Annotated in this window: 20 protein-coding genes and 1 tRNA gene; 5 read left to right on the top strand and 16 right to left on the bottom strand. The window is 43.9% G+C overall.

Annotation, left to right across the window (positions count from 1 at the left end; translation table 11 throughout):
- Positions 1–12: 12 nt before the first annotated feature.
- The 7 genes from rplC to EI161_RS01285 form a co-directional block, all read right to left on the bottom strand.
- Positions 13–651 (bottom strand): 50S ribosomal protein L3, encoded by a 639-nt coding sequence (gene rplC, locus EI161_RS01315; RefSeq protein ID WP_192528818.1) that lies wholly within the window; start codon positions 649–651, stop codon positions 13–15.
- Between the two features lie 49 nt (positions 652–700).
- The gene (rpsJ, locus tag EI161_RS01310; RefSeq protein ID WP_169393475.1) at positions 701–1,012 is read right to left on the bottom strand and encodes a 30S ribosomal protein S10; all 312 of its coding nucleotides are present in this window, start codon (positions 1,010–1,012) and stop codon (positions 701–703) included.
- Between the two features lie 445 nt (positions 1,013–1,457).
- Positions 1,458–3,059 (bottom strand): Rne/Rng family ribonuclease, encoded by a 1,602-nt coding sequence (locus EI161_RS01305; protein WP_192523460.1) that lies wholly within the window; start codon positions 3,057–3,059, stop codon positions 1,458–1,460.
- Between the two features lie 160 nt (positions 3,060–3,219).
- Entirely contained in the window at positions 3,220–3,903 is a 684-nt protein-coding gene (locus EI161_RS01300) for a Maf family protein (protein ID WP_192528817.1), read from the bottom strand.
- 193 nt (positions 3,904–4,096) lie between these two features.
- On the bottom strand, positions 4,097–4,582 hold the full coding sequence (gene mreD, locus EI161_RS01295) for a rod shape-determining protein MreD (RefSeq protein WP_192523458.1): 486 nt from the start codon (positions 4,580–4,582) through the stop codon (positions 4,097–4,099).
- A 137-nt stretch (positions 4,583–4,719) separates the two neighbouring features.
- The gene (gene mreC, locus EI161_RS01290) at positions 4,720–5,580 is read right to left on the bottom strand and encodes a rod shape-determining protein MreC (protein WP_192523457.1); all 861 of its coding nucleotides are present in this window, start codon (positions 5,578–5,580) and stop codon (positions 4,720–4,722) included.
- 174 nt (positions 5,581–5,754) lie between these two features.
- The gene (locus EI161_RS01285) at positions 5,755–6,783 is read right to left on the bottom strand and encodes a rod shape-determining protein (protein WP_192523478.1); all 1,029 of its coding nucleotides are present in this window, start codon (positions 6,781–6,783) and stop codon (positions 5,755–5,757) included.
- 596 nt (positions 6,784–7,379) lie between these two features.
- Here EI161_RS01285 and gatC point away from each other — a divergent pair.
- The 5 genes from gatC to EI161_RS01260 all read left to right on the top strand — a co-directional run bounded on the left by gatC (position 7,380) and on the right by EI161_RS01260 (position 12,119).
- Positions 7,380–7,694 carry an Asp-tRNA(Asn)/Glu-tRNA(Gln) amidotransferase subunit GatC gene (gene gatC, locus EI161_RS01280; RefSeq protein WP_192523456.1) on the top strand — a complete coding sequence of 105 codons (315 nt, stop codon included), beginning with the start codon at positions 7,380–7,382 and terminating at the stop codon, positions 7,692–7,694.
- A 71-nt stretch (positions 7,695–7,765) separates the two neighbouring features.
- Positions 7,766–9,262 carry an Asp-tRNA(Asn)/Glu-tRNA(Gln) amidotransferase subunit GatA gene (gene gatA / locus EI161_RS01275; RefSeq protein ID WP_192528816.1) on the top strand — a complete coding sequence of 499 codons (1,497 nt, stop codon included), beginning with the start codon at positions 7,766–7,768 and terminating at the stop codon, positions 9,260–9,262.
- A complete protein-coding gene (gatB, locus tag EI161_RS01270) occupies positions 9,262–10,791 on the top strand; it encodes an Asp-tRNA(Asn)/Glu-tRNA(Gln) amidotransferase subunit GatB (RefSeq protein WP_192528815.1) in 1,530 nt (509 codons plus the stop codon). The genes gatA and gatB overlap by 1 nt, the downstream gene beginning before the upstream one ends.
- Positions 10,792–10,905: 114 nt before the next feature.
- A tRNA-Pro gene (locus tag EI161_RS01265) sits at positions 10,906–10,982 on the top strand.
- Positions 10,983–11,150: 168 nt separating this feature from the next.
- The gene (locus EI161_RS01260) at positions 11,151–12,119 is read left to right on the top strand and encodes a DUF1853 family protein (RefSeq protein ID WP_192528814.1); all 969 of its coding nucleotides are present in this window, start codon (positions 11,151–11,153) and stop codon (positions 12,117–12,119) included.
- Between the two features lie 54 nt (positions 12,120–12,173).
- On the opposite strand, the gene EI161_RS01255 is transcribed toward EI161_RS01260, so the two are convergent.
- The 9 genes from EI161_RS01255 to EI161_RS01215 all read right to left on the bottom strand — a co-directional run bounded on the left by EI161_RS01255 (position 12,174) and on the right by EI161_RS01215 (position 23,593).
- Complete coding sequence (locus EI161_RS01255) at positions 12,174–13,436, bottom strand: hypothetical protein (protein WP_192528813.1); 1,263 nt, start codon at positions 13,434–13,436, stop codon at positions 12,174–12,176.
- Positions 13,437–13,557: 121 nt separating this feature from the next.
- Complete coding sequence (locus EI161_RS01250) at positions 13,558–15,015, bottom strand: hypothetical protein (RefSeq protein ID WP_192528812.1); 1,458 nt, start codon at positions 15,013–15,015, stop codon at positions 13,558–13,560.
- 260 nt (positions 15,016–15,275) lie between these two features.
- Positions 15,276–15,806: a DUF2726 domain-containing protein gene (locus tag EI161_RS01245; RefSeq protein ID WP_192523450.1), complete on the bottom strand. Its 531-nt coding sequence runs from the start codon at positions 15,804–15,806 to the stop codon at positions 15,276–15,278.
- 297 nt (positions 15,807–16,103) lie between these two features.
- Positions 16,104–17,333 carry an SPOR and LysM peptidoglycan-binding domain-containing protein gene (locus EI161_RS01240; RefSeq protein ID WP_192528811.1) on the bottom strand — a complete coding sequence of 410 codons (1,230 nt, stop codon included), beginning with the start codon at positions 17,331–17,333 and terminating at the stop codon, positions 16,104–16,106.
- A gap of 248 nt (positions 17,334–17,581) precedes the next feature.
- Positions 17,582–18,958, bottom strand: coding sequence for a bifunctional tetrahydrofolate synthase/dihydrofolate synthase (folC, locus tag EI161_RS01235; protein ID WP_192523448.1), 1,377 nt, complete (start codon positions 18,956–18,958; stop codon positions 17,582–17,584).
- 357 nt (positions 18,959–19,315) lie between these two features.
- Complete coding sequence (gene accD, locus EI161_RS01230; protein WP_192522874.1) at positions 19,316–20,269, bottom strand: acetyl-CoA carboxylase, carboxyltransferase subunit beta; 954 nt, start codon at positions 20,267–20,269, stop codon at positions 19,316–19,318.
- 263 nt (positions 20,270–20,532) lie between these two features.
- Complete coding sequence (trpA, locus tag EI161_RS01225; protein WP_192528810.1) at positions 20,533–21,351, bottom strand: tryptophan synthase subunit alpha; 819 nt, start codon at positions 21,349–21,351, stop codon at positions 20,533–20,535.
- A 132-nt stretch (positions 21,352–21,483) separates the two neighbouring features.
- Positions 21,484–22,758: a tryptophan synthase subunit beta gene (gene trpB / locus EI161_RS01220; RefSeq protein WP_225735172.1), complete on the bottom strand. Its 1,275-nt coding sequence runs from the start codon at positions 22,756–22,758 to the stop codon at positions 21,484–21,486.
- Between the two features lie 163 nt (positions 22,759–22,921).
- Complete coding sequence (locus EI161_RS01215) at positions 22,922–23,593, bottom strand: phosphoribosylanthranilate isomerase (protein ID WP_192528809.1); 672 nt, start codon at positions 23,591–23,593, stop codon at positions 22,922–22,924.
- Positions 23,594–23,671: the final 78 nt, after the last annotated feature.

Below are 23,671 nucleotides of genomic sequence, written 5' to 3'. Positions count from 1 at the left end.
TAATCCCCTTGCTTAGGCTTTGACTGACGGACGTACGATGACATCGCCACCGGTGGCACCAGGGATAGCACCCTTGATGACAATTAACCCTTTTTCAACATCAACCGATATCACTTCTAGGCCTTGAACGGTAACGCGTTTGTTACCCATCTGACCTGGCATTTTTTTGCCTTTGAAGACTTTACCTGGTGACTGGTTCTGACCAGTTGAACCAAGGGCACGGTGAGATACTGAGTTACCATGGGTGGCATCTTGCATGCTAAAGTTGTGACGCTTTACGCCGCCTTGAAAGCCTTTACCTTTACTTTGTCCTGTGACATCAACTATCTGACCTTGTTCGAACAAGTCAGCTAGGATTTCACCACCAATCTCACGACCTTCAAGATCGCTTTCATTGGCACGAAATTCCCAAACACCACGACCAGCGGCAACGCCAGCTTTAGCGAAGTGACCTTTTTGTGCGGCTGTTACGCGGCTGTCACGACGGGTGCCTGTGGTAATTTGGATGGCTTGATAACCATCTACATCAGTATTTTTTACTTGAGTAATGCGGTTTGCATCGACCTCAACCACTGTCACAGGGATAGATTCGCCTGTTTCAGTGAAGACACGGGTCATGCCGCATTTTTTACCGACTAAACCGATCGCCATTTTAGACCTCTTTATATCTTATATTAATGGGTTGGGTGTGTGATGTGCATTAACCCAAAGCAATTTGAACGTCAACACCCGCCGCTAAATCTAGCTTCATTAGCGCATCCACAGTCTTGTCAGTAGGCTGAACGATATCAACCATACGCTTGTGAGTACGGATTTCGTACTGGTCACGAGCGTCTTTATTAACGTGTGGTGAGGTTAGAACGTTGAAGCGCTCAATGCGAGTCGGCAACGGTACAGGACCACAAATTTGCGCACCAGTGCGCTTTGCAGTATCAACGATCTCTTGTGCAGATTGATCGATTAGACGATGATCAAAAGACTTAAGACGGATACGGATTCTCTGGTTAGCCATGCCAGCAAGCTCCTAATATGGGCCTTTGTCATCTTTGCTTCGCAAAGATATGAGCAAAAGCCGTTTGGTTAAATATTCACTTTAAGCGGCCTTCTGTTCTTAACCAGAATGAGTTCTTTATCGGAACTTATAGCGTGCCAAAAGCAAAATAGTTTAAAGCCCCGCCGACCCTTCCATTATAGGATGTCAGCAAAGGCATAATGAAATAGTGCTAGAAACGATGCTCTAGCTGTCATAGCGCCAGCTGTTTGATTGGCTGCGCATATATAATTCAGTGGTGTATATTATACATAGAATTTCATTCATTGCAAGAGTAATATCTATGGTGATTCAAGATATTACTCTTTATAAACATCATGGTTGAATGACGCTATTTATTTGTGTTATTTGCGATAACTGAGTCTATAGCCATAAATAATAATGAGAACATCAGTCTAAAACAACATTAATCCAAAACAATGTCGTACTGCTCTTGGGTATATAAGTTTTCTACATCAAAAGTAATCACCCTACCTAATAAGTACTCTAAGTCTGCCACCGTATCCGATTCTGTCGTCAACAGTAAATCAATGACCGCTGCATGAGCGACGACGGTAAACTTCTTGGGAGAGTTATAAGTACGGGCGCAGCGCATGATTTCACGGAATATCTCAAAGCAAACCGTTTCAGCTGTTTTGACGAAACCGCGTCCTTGGCAAGTTGAGCACGGCTCACAAAGTTGCTGCCCGAGCGATTCACGTGTACGTTTGCGGGTCATCTCTACCAAGCCCAGCTCACTGACTTGGGTAATCTTAGTCTTAGCATAATCTTGGGTCAGCTGCGATTGCAGGCTCTCGAGCACATCATCTTTATGCTGCTGCTCCAGCATATCAATAAAATCTAGGATAATAATGCCACCCAGATTGCGCAGACGTAACTGACGGGCGATGGCATGAGTGGCCTCAAGATTGGTCTTATAAACCGTATCCTCTAATGAACGCCCCCCGACGAAAGAGCCTGTGTTGACATCAATAGTCGTCATCGCCTCAGTTTGATCAATAATCAGGTAACCCCCTGATTTTAAATCTACACGGCGTTTTAGGGCATCACGTAAATCGTCCTCGACGCGGTGTACATCAAACAAGGATTGCTCAGCGGTGTAATGCACGATGCGATCATAGATAAAAGGGACAAATTCTTTGGCGAAATATCTGACTTGCTCATAGATTTGGGTATTATCGATCACGACTTTTTCGGTATCGGCATGCACCAAGTCACGAATAGAGCGCAGTGGTAGTGATAACTCTTGATAAATAAGCTCTGAGCTTTGATGGTGGTTAATCTCTTGGCGGCGCGCGCAAATGGTACGCCACAGCTGCAATAGATAATAAATATCTTCTTCCAGCTTATTCACAGGGACACGCTCAGCAGCGGTACGGGCAATAAGCCCACCTTTTAGGTTAACGGTTTGCATCAAGCTACTAAGCTCACTTTTTAAACGAGTACGTTCCTCGTCGCCATCAATACGCTGCGAGATACCGATATGCTCACTGGATGGCAAATAAACCAAATAGCGAGATGGCAGCGATATATTGGTGGTTAAGCGCGCCCCTTTGCTACCCAACTGATCCTTGGTAACCTGCACCAAAATGCGTTGGCTCTCGTGCAAGCGGTGTTGAATGAGGGTCTTAGAAACAGGGATAACGTCCGTACTCTGGGTACTGATAACGGGTGGCGTCACTGCCAAACTATCTTCTATAATAGTGCCCGCTTTATGGTTATCTGCATCCGCTTCTTTACTGGTATTTGCCACGGTTTTGTTTTCTGCGACTGGACGAGGCTGGCGCTGCATATCATTGACGTGTAAGAATGCGGTACGCGATTGACCGATATCAACGAAGGCGGCCTGCATCCCAGGAAGGACACGTACGACTGTACCTAAGTAGATATTACCAACCAGCCCCAATTTATGGTGACGTTCAATATAAATCTCACCCAAGATACCATTGTCTAAAACTGCAACACGGGATTCCATTGGACTAATATTAATCAGCAGCTCTTCGGACATAATATTTTTCTCTTATCTCTCAGCTTTTTTGGTTAGACGGTCATTGCCTATTATTATGACAGTGTAACAAATGCGACTTGCTCTTGCCCATCACCCTACCGTGTCATTATGTGCAGCAACTTAATGTGCAATAACGTAGCCAGTAACCTTTAAGCAATGTTCAACACACCCTATTTTCTGTGACTTTTTTAATGAGTGCTAGTGTTTGCGAAAGCGGTAAACCAACGACATTGGTATAACTGCCATTGATACAGCTAACCCATGCAGCACCTAAGCCTTGGATACCGTAACCGCCCGCTTTATCAGCAGGCTCGCCGCTATCCCAATAATCACTCATCATCTCCATAGTTAATGGAATAAAGGTCACTTCTGTGCGCTCAGTAATTTTCTGCTGATTAACCACTTGAAACGCTTGCTCATCATTTGAGCCGTTAGCCAGCGTTGAGTTATTAGAAGGCTTAGGGAATAATGATACTTGCGTGGCTTGCACTGCCGTCCATACTTCATGGACACTATCAGACATTTGCTGCCACATGCTATACGCATGCTCGCGGTTGGTTGGTTTTACCAGCACCGTCTTACCATCTGGTAGCACGCCAATGGTATCAGAGGTCAAAATGATAAGCGGTTGGGCAAAATTGTCTTGGTCAGTTTTGAGGGTTTGATTGATGTGTTGTACCGCCGCATCTGCTTTGGCAGCGACCATGCGTTCAATATAGTTTTTGGGCGATTCGTTGTCGTGTGGCGTTTCATCGATGTCTACGCTTAGGGTACTAAAATCTAACTGCGCTCTTGTTAGCAATTCACGACGACGCGGTGAACCAGAGGCTAAAAGGATATCCATCGTTACTCTCTTATTGTGTAAATTTATAGTGTGCTTCTCTCTGAGAGCTTTTATAAGCAATCGTACTATAATTGACTCTCTTTAAAACCGATACAAGTGCTACCAACGTATCAGTTTTATGTAGAGCTGCCTAATATCTTCTTGAGATTGAATCTACGACGGGTAATGGTACTTTTTATTAACGTGCAAATTATTAACGTGCAAACTTGCGTAAAGCCAGTAATACCAATGGCCAGCTTATGATACTCATTACTAATGATAATGCGGATTTTGCAAAAAAGACATTTTGAACAAACATCTGTAATATCCACAGATTCAACTGAAAAACTATCAAACCCAAACTCGCTATCAACCATGCACTAATCGTATTTAATTGCTTAATATAGATACTGGCTATCCTGATAACCAGTGCCACGACCACCGCAGCAAAGGCTTGCTGCCCTAAATGGGTATCCATCAGTAGATCCGCAATAAGACCAATGGTGAATGCGGTAAAGATACCAACGTAGCGTGGCTGAAATAGCAACCAAAAAATCAGCACCATTATCATAACCATAGGCCGTAGTGTTGCCATACTAGGGCTTAATGGATAGACATTGAGCGATGAAGCGGCGACGAAGCTAAGAATAATCGCAACAACCAACAGTACCGTTATATTGTCAGAATCAGGATGCGACATGAGTACTTACCTTAGGAAGTGTTTAGCGAGAGCTATTAACGTGTTGATTGGGGTTCGATAGATTTGAACGTCGTAGCGGAAAAGGTATTGATAAACAGCTAGCTCATAAGTATAAATTTAAGCGAGCTGCCACGCCATCAACGTTCATTGATAACACTGTTGTTTTTATTGACCAGCTTATCTTGTAGTATCAGCACATAAGCGTTATCAATAAAGTTCGCGGCTGGCGTCACTTCGATACTTCTAAAGTTATCGGCTTGCGTGTCCTCAATATGAGCGATTTGACCAACGCGATAGCCTGCTGGTATGCGTCCACCCAAACCCGATGACACCAGCTCATCACCCACGCGCACGTCTGAGGTTTTAAAGACATAATTGAGGCTAAGTAAGGTAGGTATACCTTGACCGGTAACAATAGCGCGCTGCCCCGTACGCTTGACGGTAACCGCCACGGATTGCTGTTCATCGGTAATCAATAATAAACGACTGGTATTGGGATAGACATTGATAATCTGTCCTAAAATACCGTCCTCATCGATAACCGTCTGTCCGACTTGCGCCCCATCTTGTGCGCCTTTATTCAGCACCACAATCTGTCTCAGTAAATTGGTATCTGTACCAATTACCTGTGCCAAATTTAAATCAAACTGTTCAGGCTTGGTCGTTGATAAGATACCTTGTAGGCGGGCGTTTTGTGCCAAGATATAATCCTGCTGCTGCAGCTTGGCTTGAGCGTGGATAAGTTGCGACTTTAGCTGCATGTTTTCACGGCGTAGCGCTTCTTTGGACTGCATGCTACCACTGGCCCAATGCGTGGCGTAACTCGGTAACAACGACAGCTCATAAATAGGCTGCATGGCGGCATGACTGGTATTACGTATTGGCTTAAACCACTCTGAGTTTTTGCTATCGAACCACATCAGTATCAAAGCTACTATCAATACAATAGCGGCCTTGCGTAGTGCTAATGGCTGGCGCGCAAAAATACTTGGGGTCATAAGTCGTCAACTCAGGGATGATAAAATAAGCGGTAACCAGTAATAGATTTTGGCATTTATTAAGGCAATTAAAGGCAGCGCAACCGGCTACCTTTAACTTTATATTTTTCGCTTAATCGTTGATACCAATAATAATTAAGCACCATCACATTGAAAATGCTTAACCAAAATCAATTAAACAAAAATCATGTTCAAACTCTTGTTATTGATAAAATCAAGGGCAATACCACCGCCGCGGCTCACACACGTTAATGGCTCTTCTGCCACAGTCACAGGCAAACCCGTTTCTCTTGAAACCAGCTTGTCTAAATCGCGTAATAATGCCCCGCCGCCGGTCAATACGATACCGCGCTCAGCGATGTCTGATGACAATTCTGGCGGCGTCTGCTCAAGGGCGGCTTTTACGGCACTAACAATCCCGCTTAGTGGGTCACTCAAGGCTTTTTGTACTTCTTCTGAATTGACAGTAAAGGTTTTTGGCACGCCTTCTGCCATACTACGACCACGAACTTCGACTTCTAGTTGACTGTCCTCATTTAATGCAGAACCGACTTCTTGTTTGATACGTTCAGCGGTGGTTTCACCAATCACGCAACCATGGGTACGGCGGACATGAGTAATGATGGCTTCGTCAAACATATCGCCACCGATACGAATCGACTCGGCATAAACGCAACCTGACAACGCAATAACCGCTATTTCAGTCGTACCACCACCGATATCAACCACCATCGAGCCACTGGCTTCATGGACGGGCATGCCAGCACCAATCGCTGCTGCCATCGGTTCCTCTAATAGTAGTACTTTGCTTGCGCCTGCTGACGACACCGCTTCACGAATCGCTTTGCGCTCAACCAAAGTAGACTTGCAAGGCACACAAACCACCACGTTAGGCTGCGCCATAAAACGCTTGGCTTTTACCTTAGCAATGAAGTGTTTCAGCATTTTTTGCGTCACTTCAAAATCCGCAATCACGCCGTCTTTTAAGGGACGAATAGCGGTGATATTGGCAGGTGTACGGCCTAGCATTTGCTTGGCATCCACACCTACAGCTGCAACGGTAGGGTTCTGGGTACGATTGCTTCGTAGCGCGACTACCGTAGGCTCGTCGAGCACCACGCCTTTACCAGGAATAAAAATAAGGGTGTTCGCAGTACCGAGGTCGATTGCGATATTATTTGATAAAAATCCAAACAGGTTCATGACTAATATATCCAGCGTCTTACGAATGAGGCGAATGAGAGTGACTGAGGGGTTACTCATCAGTGTTGAGCAGGTCGTCGTTAGACATTACCTGTGGCGAGAGTTTATCATCGCAACAAGTCAAACCGAAGCAATAATGATGAAATGAAAAAACTGAGCTAAATTATACCGATTTGGCTCAAAAAAAACACAGATATTTGCACCAGTTAGCTAGAATTTTACGCTTAAGCGCTAAAAGTTGTTACAAAATTTAAAATGGTAAACAATCTCAATTCATTTAACGAAACATCATTTAATTCAACAACTAACAAGGCGTTACAGCCAGGCGATATTTTTGCTTAGCAGCGAATGCCCACTGTAACGTATTTTGTCACTCAACGGGGCGCAATTGATGGTTAACCCATAACTGTCTGGTCAACTTTGCAAAGCCGCTTCGAGTAAAGATTGTGCAGCAATCCAGCGTCATGCTCTGTAATCTTCAGTGAGATGCTTTATAATAAAGCCACTGTATACACATCTTATTTTGGTTTATTTTAATATTTGCCTATTTTGACCATATTCCACTCTAACAAAAACTGTCCTGCACTGGAGAAATCATGTCTCAGCAACCATCAACGTCTGACAGCAACGTCAGCCGCGAAGAAATCCTAGAAGTTGCCAACCTTGCGCGTTTGGGTGTCGATGAAAGCACTGCCGATAGCTATGCCGATGACATCAGTAAAGTATTAAAACTGATGCATACCCTTGGCAATGTGGATACCACCGATATCAAACCGTTAGCCAATATTCATGAAGCTTGCCAAGAATTGCGTGCTGATATTGCCAAGCACGATATCAATCGTGAGCGCAATCAATCGGTCGCGCCTGCTGTTGAAGAAGGACTGTATCTAGTACCACAAGTGATTGAATAGGCTGCCGACGCTATCTTTTAACTTTATCTCATTTTATTTTATGCTATTAACATTTTGACGGACGACACCTTATGTCTGAACTTCATTTATTGAGTACCCAGCAGCTTATTACAGGCTTGCAAGACCAACAATTTAGCAGCGCGGAATTAACCGAACACTACATCAAGCGTATCAACGCGCTAGACAGCAAGGTTAACAGCTTTATCACTCACACTTCTGAGACGGCATTAGCACAAGCACAAGCGGCAGACGAGATGCGCGCGCAAGGCGATAAACGCCCATTACTTGGTGTACCTATGGCGCACAAAGATATTTTTTGTACCCAAGGTGTGTTGACGACTTGTGGCTCCAAAATGCTACACAATTTTGTCTCACCCTATAGCGCTACTATCGTCTCTAACATCGATAAAGCGGGCATGATTAGTCTTGGTAAACTCAATATGGATGAGTTTGCGATGGGTTCAGACAATAGCAGCTCTTACTATGGCACGGTACAGAACCCTTGGAATCTAGAACGCGTCCCCGGTGGCTCATCAGGTGGTAGTGCAGCAGCCGTCGCTGCAGGGTTCATACCAGTTGCAACGGGTAGTGATACAGGTGGCTCTATTCGTCAACCTGCCTCATTTTGTGGCTTAACCGGTATCAAGCCAACCTATGGTCGCGTCTCGCGCTTTGGTATGATTGCTTATGCGTCAAGCCTTGATCAGGCTGGTAGTATGGGTCGTAGCGCCAAAGACTGCGCTTATCTGTTGCAGCCAATGATCGGCCATGACCCACGTGATGCAACCTCTATCAACCATGATATGCCTGACTATGTACAAGACCTAAACGATGCAGAAGCGGCGGCTGGCGATAAGCCATTTGCTGGCTTACGTATTGGTGTTGCCAAAGAGTACTTTAGCATTGGGCTTGATGCTGAGGTAGAACAAGCCGTACGTGCTGCTTTGAAAAAATATCAAGAGCTTGGTGCGACGATTGTAGAAGTCAATATCACCGACCCTGAGATTACCCTTGCCACTTACTATATGTTGGCACCAGCAGAAGCCTCTTCGAACCTATCTCGCTTCGATGGCGTGCGCTTTGGGTATCGCTGTGAAGACCCAAAAGACTTAATCGACTTGTACACCCGCTCACGCTCTGAAGGCTTTGGCCCTGAAGTACAGCGCCGTATCTTGACAGGTACTTATGCGCTATCTGCGGGTTACTTCGATGCCTATTATACCAAAGCACAAAAAATACGCCGCTTAATCATTAAAGACTTCGAGGAAGCCTTTGCCAATTGTGATGTGATTGCTAGTCCAACGGCACCAACAGCTGCTTATAAGCTGAGTGAAAACCTTGACCCCGCGACTATGTATTTGGGTGACGTTTATACCATCGCGGTTAACTTAGCAGGTCTACCTGCGCTCAGTCAGCCTGTTGGTTTAACATCAGAAGGTCTACCTATTGGCTTGCAATTAATTGGTCAATATTGGCAAGAAAGCAAGCTATTATCGACCGCGCATCTATTTCAGCAACAGACAGATCACCACTTGCAACACTCTACCATCGCGAAGGAGACGGTATAATGAACACAGAAATTACTACTGATAATAATGCCGTCCGCCAGCACGCTGTTCGTAAAGAGCTGTTCGTCGATGGTTATGAAGTGGTCATCGGTATCGAGATTCATTGCCAGCTCAATACAGAAAGCAAAATATTCTCCAGTGCACCGACTGACTTTGGACACGAGCCAAACAGCCAAGCCAGTATCGTTGACTTGGGTTTGCCTGGCGTGTTGCCAGTGCTGAATAGCGGCGTGGTAGAGCGTGCGCTAAAATTTGGTATCGGCGTCAATGCCGAACTGGGTTTATTCAATACCTTTGATCGTAAAAACTACTTCTATCCTGATTTGCCTAAAGGCTATCAAATTACTCAGATGGCCAACCCTATCGTAGGCGAAGGCTATATCGATGTCGTGGTCAATGAAGGCGAAAAAAACGAATACCCCAAACGTATGGGTATCACCCGCGCGCATTTAGAAGAAGACGCTGGTAAATCGGTTCATGATGCTGTCGATGGTATGACTGGCGTGGATTTGAACCGTGCTGGTACGCCGCTAATCGAAATCGTCTCCGAGCCTGATATGCGCTCCGCTCATGAAGCACTTGCTTATATCAAGGCTATTCATCAGCTGGTTACTTGGCTGGGCATCTCAGATGCGGTGATGGCAGAAGGGTCATTCCGCTGTGATTGTAACGTCTCTGTGCGTGAGCCTGGCGCAGAACTGGGTACACGTACTGAGCTAAAAAACCTCAACTCGTTCCGCTTTATCGAACGCGCCATCAATCGCGAAATCGAGCGTCAAATCGATATCATCGAGGACGGTGGTAAAGTCATCCAAGCAACCATGCTTTATGATCCTGATAAAGACGAAACTCGTGTTATGCGTACTAAAGAAGACGCCAACGACTATCGCTACTTCCCTGACCCTGACTTGCTGCCAGTGCGTATCGAGCAGCATACGGTTGATGAGATTAAAGCGGCGATGCCTGAGCTACCGGTTGCTCGCCGCGCTCGTTTTGAAGAGGAGCTGGGTCTATCAGAATACGACGCCCGTATCTTGACCGGTAGCCGTCAGCTTGCCGATTATTTTGAAGATGTGGTTGCAGAAGTTGGGCAAGCAGATGCTAAAATGGCTGGTAATTGGGTCATGGGCGACCTACTTGGTGCGCTGAATAAAGATGATACCGATATCGTCGACTCGCCTATCAGTGCTAAGCAACTGGCTGGCATGCTGGCGCGAATTAAAGATGACACCCTGTCTGGGAAGTTAGCCAAAAAAGTCTTTAGCGCGCTATATGAGCGCGAAGGTGGCGATACTGATGATGCAGCAGATAAAATCATCGAAGAAAAAGGTCTGAAGCAAGAAACCGACACCGGTGCGATTAAAGCCATCGTTGAAGAGGTCATTGCGAAAAACCAAGCCATGGTTGATGAGTATCGCGGCGGTAAAGAAAAAGCCTTTAACGGTCTGGTCGGTCAAGTCATGAAAGCCAGTCGCGGTAGTGCCAACCCGCAGCAAGTCAACCAAATTCTAAAAGAGCTATTGGGTTAAGGTCAATTGCTGACTGGTTATGCTGACTATTATAGGTAAAATACTATTGTAGATTTTGGCTAAAATAAATAGCCCTTGCAATATACATAATTTTGCGTAAAATAGTCAGTCATTCGGGGCGTAGCGCAGTCTGGTAGCGCACTACACTGGGGGTGTAGTGGTCGCAGGTTCAAATCCTGCCGTTCCGACCAAACATAGCAGTAAAGAGAAAAGCCAATCATTGTTTTCAATGGTTGGCTTTTTTTTGGATTGATTATTTCTAATATTATCTAGATTAAGATTGCCTATAGACTTTTACCACACAAGCCGCTAGGGTAAATGACTTATACTTTACTCTATTACTTTATGCTGGTTCACCTATGTCCGAGCCTATTGCTCAACCTCTCTCTACTCACCTTATAGATGCCGCACCTTGGGAAGCGTACAAGCGACCTTATGTGCGTGATTTGGCGTATGTGCTTGCCTGCCCTAACGTCTTGACCAAATGGCTGGACTTCGTGCCGCATCAAAATACGCATGAGGTTGAGGTACATAGCGCCATATTTTGGCAAATGCAGTTTGAGGCATATCAGCAGCGTTTAAAAGAGCTGGACAGCACCAATGAATATCAGCAGCTGACACGTTATCTGTTAAAACGTCCTAGCCCTAATCGCTTAGGTTTTCACTTTGAAGGCTTATTGTCATTTTGGTTAGAGGATGGCTTTGCGCGCAATTTACATCCATACGAGACACTCGCTAATAACGTGCAGTTATACAATGGTAAGCAGACGACCGGCGAGCTTGATTTGATTTTGTATAATCATCAAGAGAAACTTGTCGAACACTGGGAGCTGGCGATTAAGTTTTTTATGGGGTCAGCGCCATTTGCTCCTGAAAATTGGGTTGGGATTAATTCTAATGATAATTTACAGCGTAAAATGACCCACATGCAAACTAAGCAATTTCGTACGGTTTGGGTGGATACTGAAAAGCATGGACAAGTCAAAATTGATAAGCGTTATGGCGTGATAAAAGGACGTTTCTTTTTACCGATAAATACCAAGGAGTTTGGTCACTTGGATTATCCTGATTGGCTAGCGCCAAGCTTTCCCATGCACGAATGGTGTGATAAAGATGACCAGCTTAATCTTGCTACGATTGATATGACCATCTTGCGATCCGCCCATTATATTGAATGGTTTAGTAAACGTGATTTTTACGATGGATGTCAACCGTCTTTTACTTACGATGAAAATGGCACACTAAAAACAGGACTGTACTTTGCAGGCGATAGACCAATAGTCATTTATCCTACCCAGCACGATCCAGTAGATGATAAATATCAGTAACCCTTATCGCTCTAGATCAGAATTGCACTTATTCATTGATACATATTTACTAAACTACCAAGCATAACGTCCATATAGACTAATTTCACTACGCTTAGCTTTTTCTGAATCAAGACTATCCGTCAGTAATTTGATGCCAACGTAGCGACTGTCTAGCGCCAAACCCAATGCCTGCGTCTGCGGTTCTACTAGACCAGTAATCATGATAGGAAAATTATCATGAGTCGTTTGATAGCCTGCTGATAGCTGGTACAAATCATGGATATCATTCACCTGACCATGTATCCCAAGTTGCCATTGATTGTCTAGTTGATGCTGGATACTACCTTCAACGCGCCACGGCAATGTTTGAGTGACATCATCAGTACTTAACTGCCCTTCTATCGTATATAGAGGTCGACCATTGACATCATAATCCAACGCATATCGCGTGCTTGGCATGTCTTTCCAATGCATACGCCCGAGAATATCGTAGCCGCGAAGAGATAATTGTGTGCTATCAGATAACTGACCTATGAGCTGCAAATCGAGTGAATAGCCATATCCCGAAGGTTTCGCGGGATTCCAGTTTAGATTTTCCTCCCCTAACGCTGGTTCGTCATAATAATAGTCGATATAAGCATTAGTTTTGTCCAAACTGTCCCGGATATTTGTTATTTCATTATTTGGTAAGGCTCTGGTGCTTAAATTGCCTACTACCTTACCTTCTAACGCATGTAAGCCCTGCCAAACGTTGGCACGAGTCGTCAATTGCCAGTTAGGCATAAGCTGCTGCGTCAAGCCAATATTGGCACCGAACCTTTCATTATGCTTGGCCTCTAAAAATAAAGGGTACGTCTGGCTGGTACTTGAAGGCTGTTCATTTTCATATTGCCAATAAACTTCCGCAGTTTCCTCACTAAAAGTCATCAAATAATCATAACGCCACCCTAATCCATAGCTAATAGCGCTGCCAGCAGGACGAATCGCAAGTGATGTTCTTCCTTGAGCATAAGCATGATCACCCGAGTCCAGCGGTGCATTCCAATCATCCAAAAATGCCGCGATAGGCTGCGTCGGACTATGAGCCGTAGCCATTACAGACCAATCTATCTGAGCATCTGATTGTTTGGGCTGACTGTCTAGCAAGCCTATTGTTTGAGTGTTTAGATCAAATCTTGTTTCAGCAATATTAGCAATCTGATTATCTTGAGCGATAGCAGGTGTGGATACTGCTATCGCAACCACCGTTGGCATAACAAACACTAAACGCTTATAAGAACGCGAGACTAAAATATTAGATAAAACAGGGTAACAAGATAAATGATAGCAAGGCATAAGTTTCTCATGTTTATTAGAGGGCATAAAAAAGAGACAGTATTAACTGTCTCTTTTCTTATTTTGCTATAGCTCAATCGCTACTAACAACGTTTGAGAGTTAATATGAGACAAGGCTCGATTATAGGATTATCAAACTATCATCAATAAACTTGGCTGTGATTTTGCCATCATTATCCATCAAATCGCCATAGTCTTTGTCATTAACCATGATATCACCCAGCTTGCCGGCAGTGTCTTTAATGAAGTCACCATCGGCATCAACATTTAATTTGATCGACGCTTTGTTTTGCTCAACTAAAAACTGTGTGCTGACCACATCGTAATTACTGTCTAAGGTGGACTTACCTGTGACAAATAAGCTTTTACCTTCTACACTGGCTTTGAGGCCTTCTAACTCAATGATGTTACGAGCAGTACGTTTAAGGTTGGCTTGAAAATCAAGTGGAATAGTCGTTGCGCCCTTTTTGGTCACATTACCTTTGATAGCCAACACTATTTCCATACCTACGTATTTATTCGCCGTTTCTTCAATATTACCGGCGTCAGTCACTATCAAGAAGTTTTTAATGTCAGCATCATTGGCATTAGCGTTAAGTGTAATTTCTACATTGGTCGCAGGCTTTTTCTTAGTCATATTGCCGGTTATAGCAAGTTTGTAAGGGATGGTTCTTACCACTAAGCTATTATCTGCCAGCTTTTTACTGATATCTAACGCAGCAAATTCAAAGTTTTTTGCTTCGATAACACTATCGTTAGCAGTTAGCTTTAGATTGCCTAACTTTATTACCGCTTTTTCTAAAGTGATGCCCGCTCTGTTTACATCATTAAGGTCAAACTCGTCATCGACCACGATTTTATCACTAAACTGACCACTAACAGTGAAGCCTTTAGTTGAGCTAAGAGTCACAAGATCAGAGCCAGACCCTATTTTCAGACTCTTAAATCCAATACCGCCATTGAAACTAGCACTACTCGTATTAGAGCTTAATGCATTTTCAAAACCTTCATAGACAGTCTTGAAAGTATCTTGATTAACAAGCGTTTCTTTATATGTACCAGTACTTGGGTTATATATATAATCGTATTCTTTAACGACTACCTTAGTAGCACCTGAAAGCTGAAATTGTCCATCAGCATCCAATGTCGCTAAAAAACCACTCTCTGGCGTCAATGCTAAATCACCTAAAATATTATTGAATTCTTGATCATTAGCCAAAGCAACAATATCAACCGCTTTTAATTGTGATAAATCATTTTCTTGCATGTAATAATAAAGGCTGTTTGGCACATCAAAAGTATAACTAAGTCGCGCTTCTTGCTTCTCCGTAAGAATATCACTCGCGCCTTTATATACATTGGTCACGGCTAAATTATCACTAACGAATAGCTTAGCGGTACGAATCATCTCTTTAGCTTGATCAATCTCAGACAAATTATTATCCACAGGTGGCTTAACGGGTACATCTGGCGTCGTTGTCCCATTGCCAGCTGACACATTATTGTCGTTATCATCACCACAACCTACTAATACTAATGTACTGGCTAGCGCTAATGCCGTTAATTTAAACATTTTCATAAAATAATCCTTTACCCTGTAGTGATATTTTTAGAATAGAAATTAATCGACTTATTCATATTCGTAATATTTAGTTGCCTAAAAGTCTGTTTAGGAATAAGAAAACTTAAGTCTACTTATTAATAATGAATCATACATTTATTAGCAAATTTAGTCTATAAGGTAAATAATTATTATGGATATGTTACTTAAATATTAAGTATGTATTTTATACTCTGTTAAATGACAATTATTTTATGATGAGTGATGCACCTGCCGCATTAATAACTCTCAATCACCTGCATCAGCTCATATCTCAGCATATCAGCACTGGGCATACGCTCGGCGTGAAAACGCACGATAGCAATGCCAGCACTAGCAAGCGCCTTATCTTTTTTATCATCAGCTTTTTGCCGTGCTTTGCTGCTATGCGTCCAATCATCCAGCTCGATGGCAACCAGTGTCGTCTGAGCATCGATATCAACAATCACATAATCGACGCTTTGGCGACAAATACGATTAAACCAAAAACTACGTTCGGAGGTTTCATTACTATTGGCTTCGATGATTCGTGACAGCTGGACTTGGACAAAGATATGATATTCAGGCAAGGCGTTCTTTAACTTATTAAAAAATATTACTTCAGTATCGGTCATGATTGGCATGGGCGCGAATGGCCAAATGGCCAATTCATCACCGCGTACAGGCTTTGGATCAGGCTCAATGCTTTGAGGTTTGGACAACAGTTTTGGTAAGGTAATTAGCCCTAAAAAGCCAACCGCCAGTATTAAAAATATAACGCCAAATGACATGGTTTTACCTTATACATGATTAAAGCAGACGATTATGGTTGATGAATGATTCAAGTCATCAACCATATCTGACCGCTACAAGGCAGCCTTTATAGGCTGACAGGTTATACAGAGAAAGGATGAACGGCGCTCATCGTAGCTAAGCTGATAGCAATCGGCAAACACTAAAACAAAAAACACGACAGTAGGTGTCGTGTTTTAATATGAATGGTAGTAAGCAATGAGAATCTAAGCCAACTTGGTTCAAGTAATAATGTTTGGTTGAAGATTATTACCTGAAAACAGACTAAAAAATACCTAGCGCCAGTATAAAACCCAAGCACCGGTAGTATTGACCTTAGGATCACTATTAATCTTGTCTTTTAATGCCAAAGCCGCTACTTTCCCACGCTCAGGCCCCACTATGACACGGACACCGCGACTGGTGCGACTGGTCTTCACTTGATAGCCAGCTTCCTGAAATGTCTTTGCCATCTCGTCGGCTTTGGTCTGATTATTCGCCAATGCTACTTGCACCCCAAAGCTACCTTTGGCATCAGTCTCTTTCACCTCTTTACGAGCTTCACTAAGTTTTTGTTGGGCTTCACGCTTGGCATCAGCCGTTTTCTTAGCCAATGCTTCTTCTTTTTGACGCTTGTCTTCACGCGCTTTTTCGGCAGCTGCCGCTTCACGCTCTAGACGTTGTACTTGCTTACGAGATGGGATGGTTATGTTTTGACCCAGCTGTAGTGATGCCTTTGGTGAGATATTATTAGCCTGTGCCAACACCTCTACCGGCATATTGTATTGTCTAGCCAGCTTAATCAGCCCGTCGCCTCTTTTGACTTGATAATCAGAAGGTGATTTTGGTGGCTCTTTTTTAGCTGCTTCTTCGGCCTTTCTCTTTTTCTCAGCCAAAGCTTGGGCTTCAGCCTGTTTTTTCGCAGCGGCTTGTTTTTTAGCCTCAGCCTGCCTTTTTGCTTCCGCCTCTTTTTTACTCTCCGCTAGCTTTTTAGCGGCCGCTTGTTCTTCAACAGCAGCTTGGCGCTGGGCTTCCTGTTGTGCCTCGGCCGCTTTTTTCTGCTCGCTAGCATTCGAGTCAGTGTCAGTCTCAGCAGTCGTCGTTGCTGTATTATCACTTGTAGGTTTTGTGGTTGGTGTTTCAAGTGTGTCTTTTTTCTCTTCGCTGTCTTTATCGTTAGTAGTAGGCTTACTGCTTGCCAAATACTGCTGACTTTCAGCACGTGCTTTTGCCAATGCCTGTGCTTCAGCGGCTTCTTGTTCGGTTAAGAACTGCTTAGCACGCTTTTCTTGTTCGGCAACACGCGCGGCTCGCTCTTTTTGTTTTTGGGCCAAGATACGTTTTTCAGTTTCGATATCAGTCGTGAGTGGCTGAGACACTTTTTGCTCAGTACTTGGTTTATCGACCATAACTGACGTTGGCTGTGATTTATTACTATCCCCAATTTGTTGCACCATGGCGTATAGCATCACACTACCGCCGATAATCATCCCAATGCCCAATAAGGCTTGTCTCGAAAAGTTCATCCGTTTACGTCTCTTAGTTGGTAATAAGGTTGATTGAGCGGCGCAGCTATTGTCTCAAAACTCTAATATAGATAGCGTTGCTAAACAAACATTGCCGCCAGTTACGTTCATCGATTTTCAAATCGTATGCAGAGCTTCTAATATCAGCGCTCTAAATCATCTTGATTATAAAGCATATTTTTCATGCTGTCTGCCATCACGCAATTACTAAGATTAACATTAAACTGTTGCTGTTTTAACCTAAATTATCACATTCTTAATGCCGCTAGCGCCTCACCAATGGTATGAAACGAGCCGCATACCACAATTAAGTCTTGCGGCTGACTAGCCTTGATAACCGCTTGGGTCGCCTCTGGTAAATGTTCAAACGTATGTATTTGAGCACCATCGACATAAGTTACTAATATATCTTGCAGCTGCTCAGTACTGGCTGCGCGTGGATAGTCAATTTCAGCAATGAACCAATCACTAATGGGTAACCCTGCGGCGGTCAAACGTTGGACGACTTTATTAATATCTTTGTCGCCCAGCATGGAAAACAGCATTTTAATACTGGCAGGTTTATTGTTAGCTTGGTTGTTGTTTTGATTTGGGGCATCAGTGGTGTTTTGCTTGGTTAAATGCTGCTGCCAAAGTGGTAATAATTGTGCCAATAAGAACTCAACGCCTTGCTCGTTATGCGCCACATCAAACAACCAATGACGATTATGCATCTCGCGATAATCAAATCGTCCAGCGAGCTTAGTGGTTTGCAAAGCTTGCTCGATAGCATTGGTATCAACGTTTAACGGACTTGCGAGTACCGCTGATAACGCATTGGCAGTATTGGTTAACGATAATGCTGGTCGTGGCAGCTGCATAGTGACAGCGGCATTACTATATTGCCAAGTAGTTGCATTCATTTCACGGTAACTAAAATCCACACCCACTTGATAACAAGTCGCCTGATGGGAATCGATAGCCTGTTGTACGCTAGATGGCATTTCAGTAGCGCCATAAACCACGGTAATATCATCACGTAAAATACCTGCTTTTTCGGCACCAATAGCTTCGACATTATCACCCAACCAATCGACATGATCGATAGCTATATTGGTAATCACTGCCGTATCAGGATCAATAATATTGACCACATCCAAGCGACCGCCCAAACCAACTTCTAATACCCAAACATCACAATCCGCTTCCGCAAATATCAGTAATGCAGCTAGCGTCGTCATCTCAAAAAACGATAACGTTAAATCACATTTTAGACGCGCTGCTTCTACTTTGTTAAAGGCGTTAATTAAGGTTGCATCACTGACCATTTCGCCATTAATACGCACGCGCTCATTAAAAACACTTAAATGCGGTGATTGATATAAAGCCGTTTTATAACCTGCTGCTTGACACATTTGGGCGATAACAGCCGTCGTCGAGCCTTTACCATTGGTGCCCGCCACAGTAAATACATAGGCGTCGTCTTTCGCTGACTTTACTACGCCTAACGCCTCAGCCACTGGCAGTACTCTAGACAACCCCATATCTATCGCCGAGACATGAATCTGCTGCATATAATCAAGCCATTCTGTCAAGTTAGAGTGCTCAGTGGGAGTATTAGGGTTGGCAAGTAAAGAGTCAGACATGGGTAGAACCTATATTAGAATATTCGAATAGAAAGCAGACGTTTAAAAAATAAGACAGTATAGTCAGTGAAACGTAAAATCGATACATCACGTACTGCAGGTACCGTTTTTTCTTGCTTGCTGTGCCTACGCAGACAGAGGCTACAAAAAAACTATACCCGCAGTATCGTAGCGTTTTTAAAGTATTTTAACTATATACAACTGCCTGACCAAAAAGCAAAAATAGCATTTACCGTGATTGACGATAAATGCTATTCGTTAGTTTTGCATAATTGGTAGATATTAGCACGCTGTTAAAGCGTTATATAGCTAATAAGAGACCGATTAATCTTTGATTACATCTCTCAATTACCAATTTTAAGCATCGACATTAGGTACATGGCATAGTTTTGCTAACAAACGATAAATAGTATCGATTAGCTGATGACGGTGTACCACTTCATCAACCACGCCATGTTCTAATAAGAACTCAGCACGCTGGAATGGTTCTTCTAACGTCTCACGTACCGTTTGTTCAATCACCCGCTTGCCAGCAAAGCCAATCATCGCTTTTGGCTCTGCTAAATGAATATCACCGAGCATGGCAAGCGATGCGGTGACACCGCCATATACAGGATTGGTCAGCACCACGATATAGGGTATACCCGCGATTCTTAAACGTTCAATCGCCGCGCCAGTTCTTGCCATTTGCATCAATGACAATAAGCCTTCTTGCATACGCGCACCGCCAGAGGCTGCAAAGCATACCAAAGGTACTTTATCTTCCAGCGCTTTTTCAGCAGCTTGGACAAAACGGTCGCCAACCACCGACCCCATAGAGCCACCCATAAAGCGGAAGTCAAAGGCACAAGCCACCACATCAAGATTGCGCAATTTACCATACATCACAATCAGCGCCTCAGACTCACCTGTTTTCTCTTGGGCTTCTGTCATACGCTGTGGATACGGCTTACTGTCCACAAATTTTAACGGGTCTTTGGCAACAAACTCTTGCCCAAGCTCGCCATCTACTTGCTCAAGCAGCCAGTTCAAACGCTCACGAGCGCTCATTGGTAAATGATGGTCACAATGTGGGCAAACATAGCAGTTAAAAATCAGCGCGGTATTGGTAATCATCGAATGACAGTTGCTACATTTCGTTGACGGCTCGGTTTCTACCGCCGTCAGAGGTGCCGTTAATTGCTGCTTAATACCCGGTATCGGGCGATTAAACCACGACTGCCCAGCCGTATTGCCACTTTGCTGAGCGCTCGTAGCACCATCGTTATTCGTATCTGGTTTTGTTATCGTATCAGTCATATTATTCGCCATTATCTAAGGCTTATCGACAAGTTGGCTTAGTTACCTGTCCCTAAGAAGTCCGTTTATAAAAGTCAATTTAAAAGTCACATACCCTTATAACATCATCAGTTATAAAGAGCGGTTATGCGTAACTGTAACAATTTATATGTGATGTTAGTTTACACACGTAAACTAACTTTAGCAAAGCCATTTACCCATGTCTTTATAAACATTGTTATAAATACGGTACTAAATATTGTGACGATAACTTGCCGATTTATTTGGGCGGACGATTATAAACTATCAAGTGCGCCACGTAACTCATCCATCTTAGCCATGATTTTTTGCTGCGCGTTAGCCACTGCCGTAGTATCACTGGCATCGATATCGGCAAAGTTCTGTACCAAGGCACTACCAACAATAATACCGTCGGCATGGGCACCGATTGCTTTGGCTGACGCTGCATCACGTATACCAAAACCCACACACACTGGTAAATCTGTCTCTGCTTTAATCGCTTGTACTTGGGTTGCGACATCGTCGGTATCAAGCGTTGCCGAACCGGTCACACCTTTTAAAGACACGTAGTAGATATAACCGCCGCAATGGGTCAATACTTGCTCACGGCGCTCAGGCAAGGTGGTTGGCGATAATAAGAAAATCTCGTTCATCGCATGGTCTGTCAAATGCTGAGTAAAACTACCGGCCTCTGCTGGCGGCAAATCAACCATCAAAATGCCATCGACACCTGATTGCTCACATAAGGCGACAAAATTATCATAGCCGATAATTTCAACGGGGTTGAGATAGCCCATGAGGATAATTGGCGTTTGTGTGTCTTGTTTGCGGAACTCTTCAACCATCTTTAGCGCATCACGCGTACTGGTACCGGCTGCTAATGCGCGCTCACCTGCCAGCGCAACAGTTGGACCGTCTGCCATTGGGTCAGAAAACGGCAAGCCAACCTCGATCATATCGGCGCCGTGCTTGACTAAATCATGCAGCAAACCAACGAAGTTACTAGGGTTAGGATCGCCTGCCATGACATAAGGAATCAGGGCTTTTTTATTTTGTGCTTTTAGCGTTTCAAAAGTGCTTTCAATACGGGTCATAGTGGTCTCTTAATTAATTATTATAAACTGGCTTATGCTACCCTTATTAAATAATTTGCATTAAATATTAAAAGGCGCTAAGCCGTTTTTCTTATTAGGAATCATTAAACAAACAGGTAGAGATGGTTGTGATTACAACTCAATCCCTTCTGCCTTCATCACCGAGTGCAAATCTTTATCGCCGCGACCTGACATATTAACGATAATGGTCTGATCTGGGGTCATTGTCTTAGCCAGCTTCAATGCATAAGCAACGGCATGAGCAGATTCGAGTGCAGGGATGATGCCCTCTTTACGCGTCACTTCATGAAAACCTTCTAACGACTCTTTATCGGTACAGCCAACATATTCGACACGTTTCATATCTTTTAAGAAGCTGTGCTCAGGACCGACACCAGGGTAATCAAGACCAGCTGAAATAGAATGGGTTTCTTGGATTTGACCTTCGTCGTCTGCCATGAGGTAAGTACGGTTGCCGTGTAAGACACCGATACGACCAGCGGCTAATGGCGCTGAATGGCGACCTGTTTCAATGCCGTCACCGGTTGCTTCAACGCCATACATTTTGACCTCAGTATCATTTAAGAAATCAAAGAATAAGCCAATAGCGTTCGAGCCACCGCCGACACAAGCGACCAAGGCATCTGGTAATTTACCGGTTTTTTCTAAATGCTGAATACGTGCTTCTTTACCGATAATCGCTTGGAAATCACGCACTAGTAGCGGATAAGGATGCGGGCCAGCAACGGTGCCAATAATATAATAGGTAGTATCGACATTGGTCACCCAATCACGCATCGCTTCGTTCATCGCGTCTTTAAGCGTACGCGAACCCGATGTGACAGGTACGACAGTTGCACCAAGTAAGCGCATACGATAGACGTTCATCTTTTGGCGTTCGACATCGTCAGCACCCATATAAACGATACACTCAAGTCCCAAACGTGCGGCAATGGTTGCAGTCGCTACGCCATGCTGTCCTGCGCCAGTCTCGGCGATGATGCGTTTTTTACCGCACATTTTAGCCAGTAAGGCTTGGCCGATGGTGTTATTCACTTTATGGGCGCCAGTATGGTTTAAATCTTCACGTTTAAAATAAATCTGCGCCCCGCCAATCTCATCACTGAGACGCTTGGCATGATAAAGTGGGGTTGGCCGACCGACATAATTGACCAAATCATTGTGATATTCTTCCCAAAACGCTGGATCGGCTTTGACTTTGGTATAGAGCGCTTCTAGCTCTTCTAATGCTGCCATCAGCGTTTCAGAAACAAAACGTCCACCGTGCACACCAAAATGTCCACGAGCATCGGGATACTGGTTAAAGTCTTGGACGTCTTCTGGGTTGGTAAAGCTGTTGATCGCTTTTGCAGCGGCAGTTAAATCTTTATTAGCGACATGACTCATGGTAATTCCTACTATAATAAGTGGTATTTTTTAGAATAAATAAGGGGATGAAATTATGGGTATAACAATTTATAGATACAGCAATACAGGGATAGCAATAAATATAAGGGTTAAGCAGAATATCGGAATAACGACCAAATAATATCTGAATATAGCAAATAGCTTAGAGGGCGTCAGTGACCGTCTCGTTTTGCCATCGGTCACGTTTTACAGCCTTCATAAAAGCGCGCATTTTTTCCGCATCTTTTTTACCTTTCTCAAGCTCAATCCCGCCACTGACATCGACGGCATAAACAGGCAGCTCTAATGTAGCAGCGACATTATCGGCATCAAGTCCACCCGCTAAAATAATCGGTAGCGAGCTGTCTTGCGGTAATAGACTCCAATCAAAACGCGCACCTGTGCCGCCATATTTATGGGGATGGTAAGCATCCAACAAGATACTGTTCGCTCCGGCGGCAGCAAACTCATTAATCTGGGCACTGACACTAGCAGCAGTATGCTGTTCAGTATTAATACGCAACGCTTTTATCCAGCGTTTATTGACCGCACTTGCCAACTGCTGGCATTGTTCAGGCGTTTCATCACCGTGGAATTGAATGATATCAAAAGACACACGGTTTGCGAGCTCTATCAGCTCTGCTCGTGACATATTCACTACTAAAGCCACCACACTTATAAATGCCGGCAAAGAAGCGCTTAGCAATTGCGCCTGCTCGATGGTGACAGCGCGCGGACTGGGAGGGTAAAACACTAAGCCAACCGCATCGACGCCCAACTGGGCAGCAGTTTTAATATCACTAGGCTGGGTAAACCCGCAAAACTTAACGTGCATGATATGACCTTAGATATGATACTTAATATGAAATGGTTAAATTAATGATATGGTTATATCGGCTTTGCTAAACTGAGT

It is taken from the genome of Psychrobacter sp. FME5 (assembly GCF_014861375.1).
Classification (GTDB): domain Bacteria; phylum Pseudomonadota; class Gammaproteobacteria; order Pseudomonadales; family Moraxellaceae; genus Psychrobacter.
The sequence above is the reverse complement of the archived record's forward strand: the minus strand, read 5'-3'. Positions and strand labels throughout refer to the sequence as shown.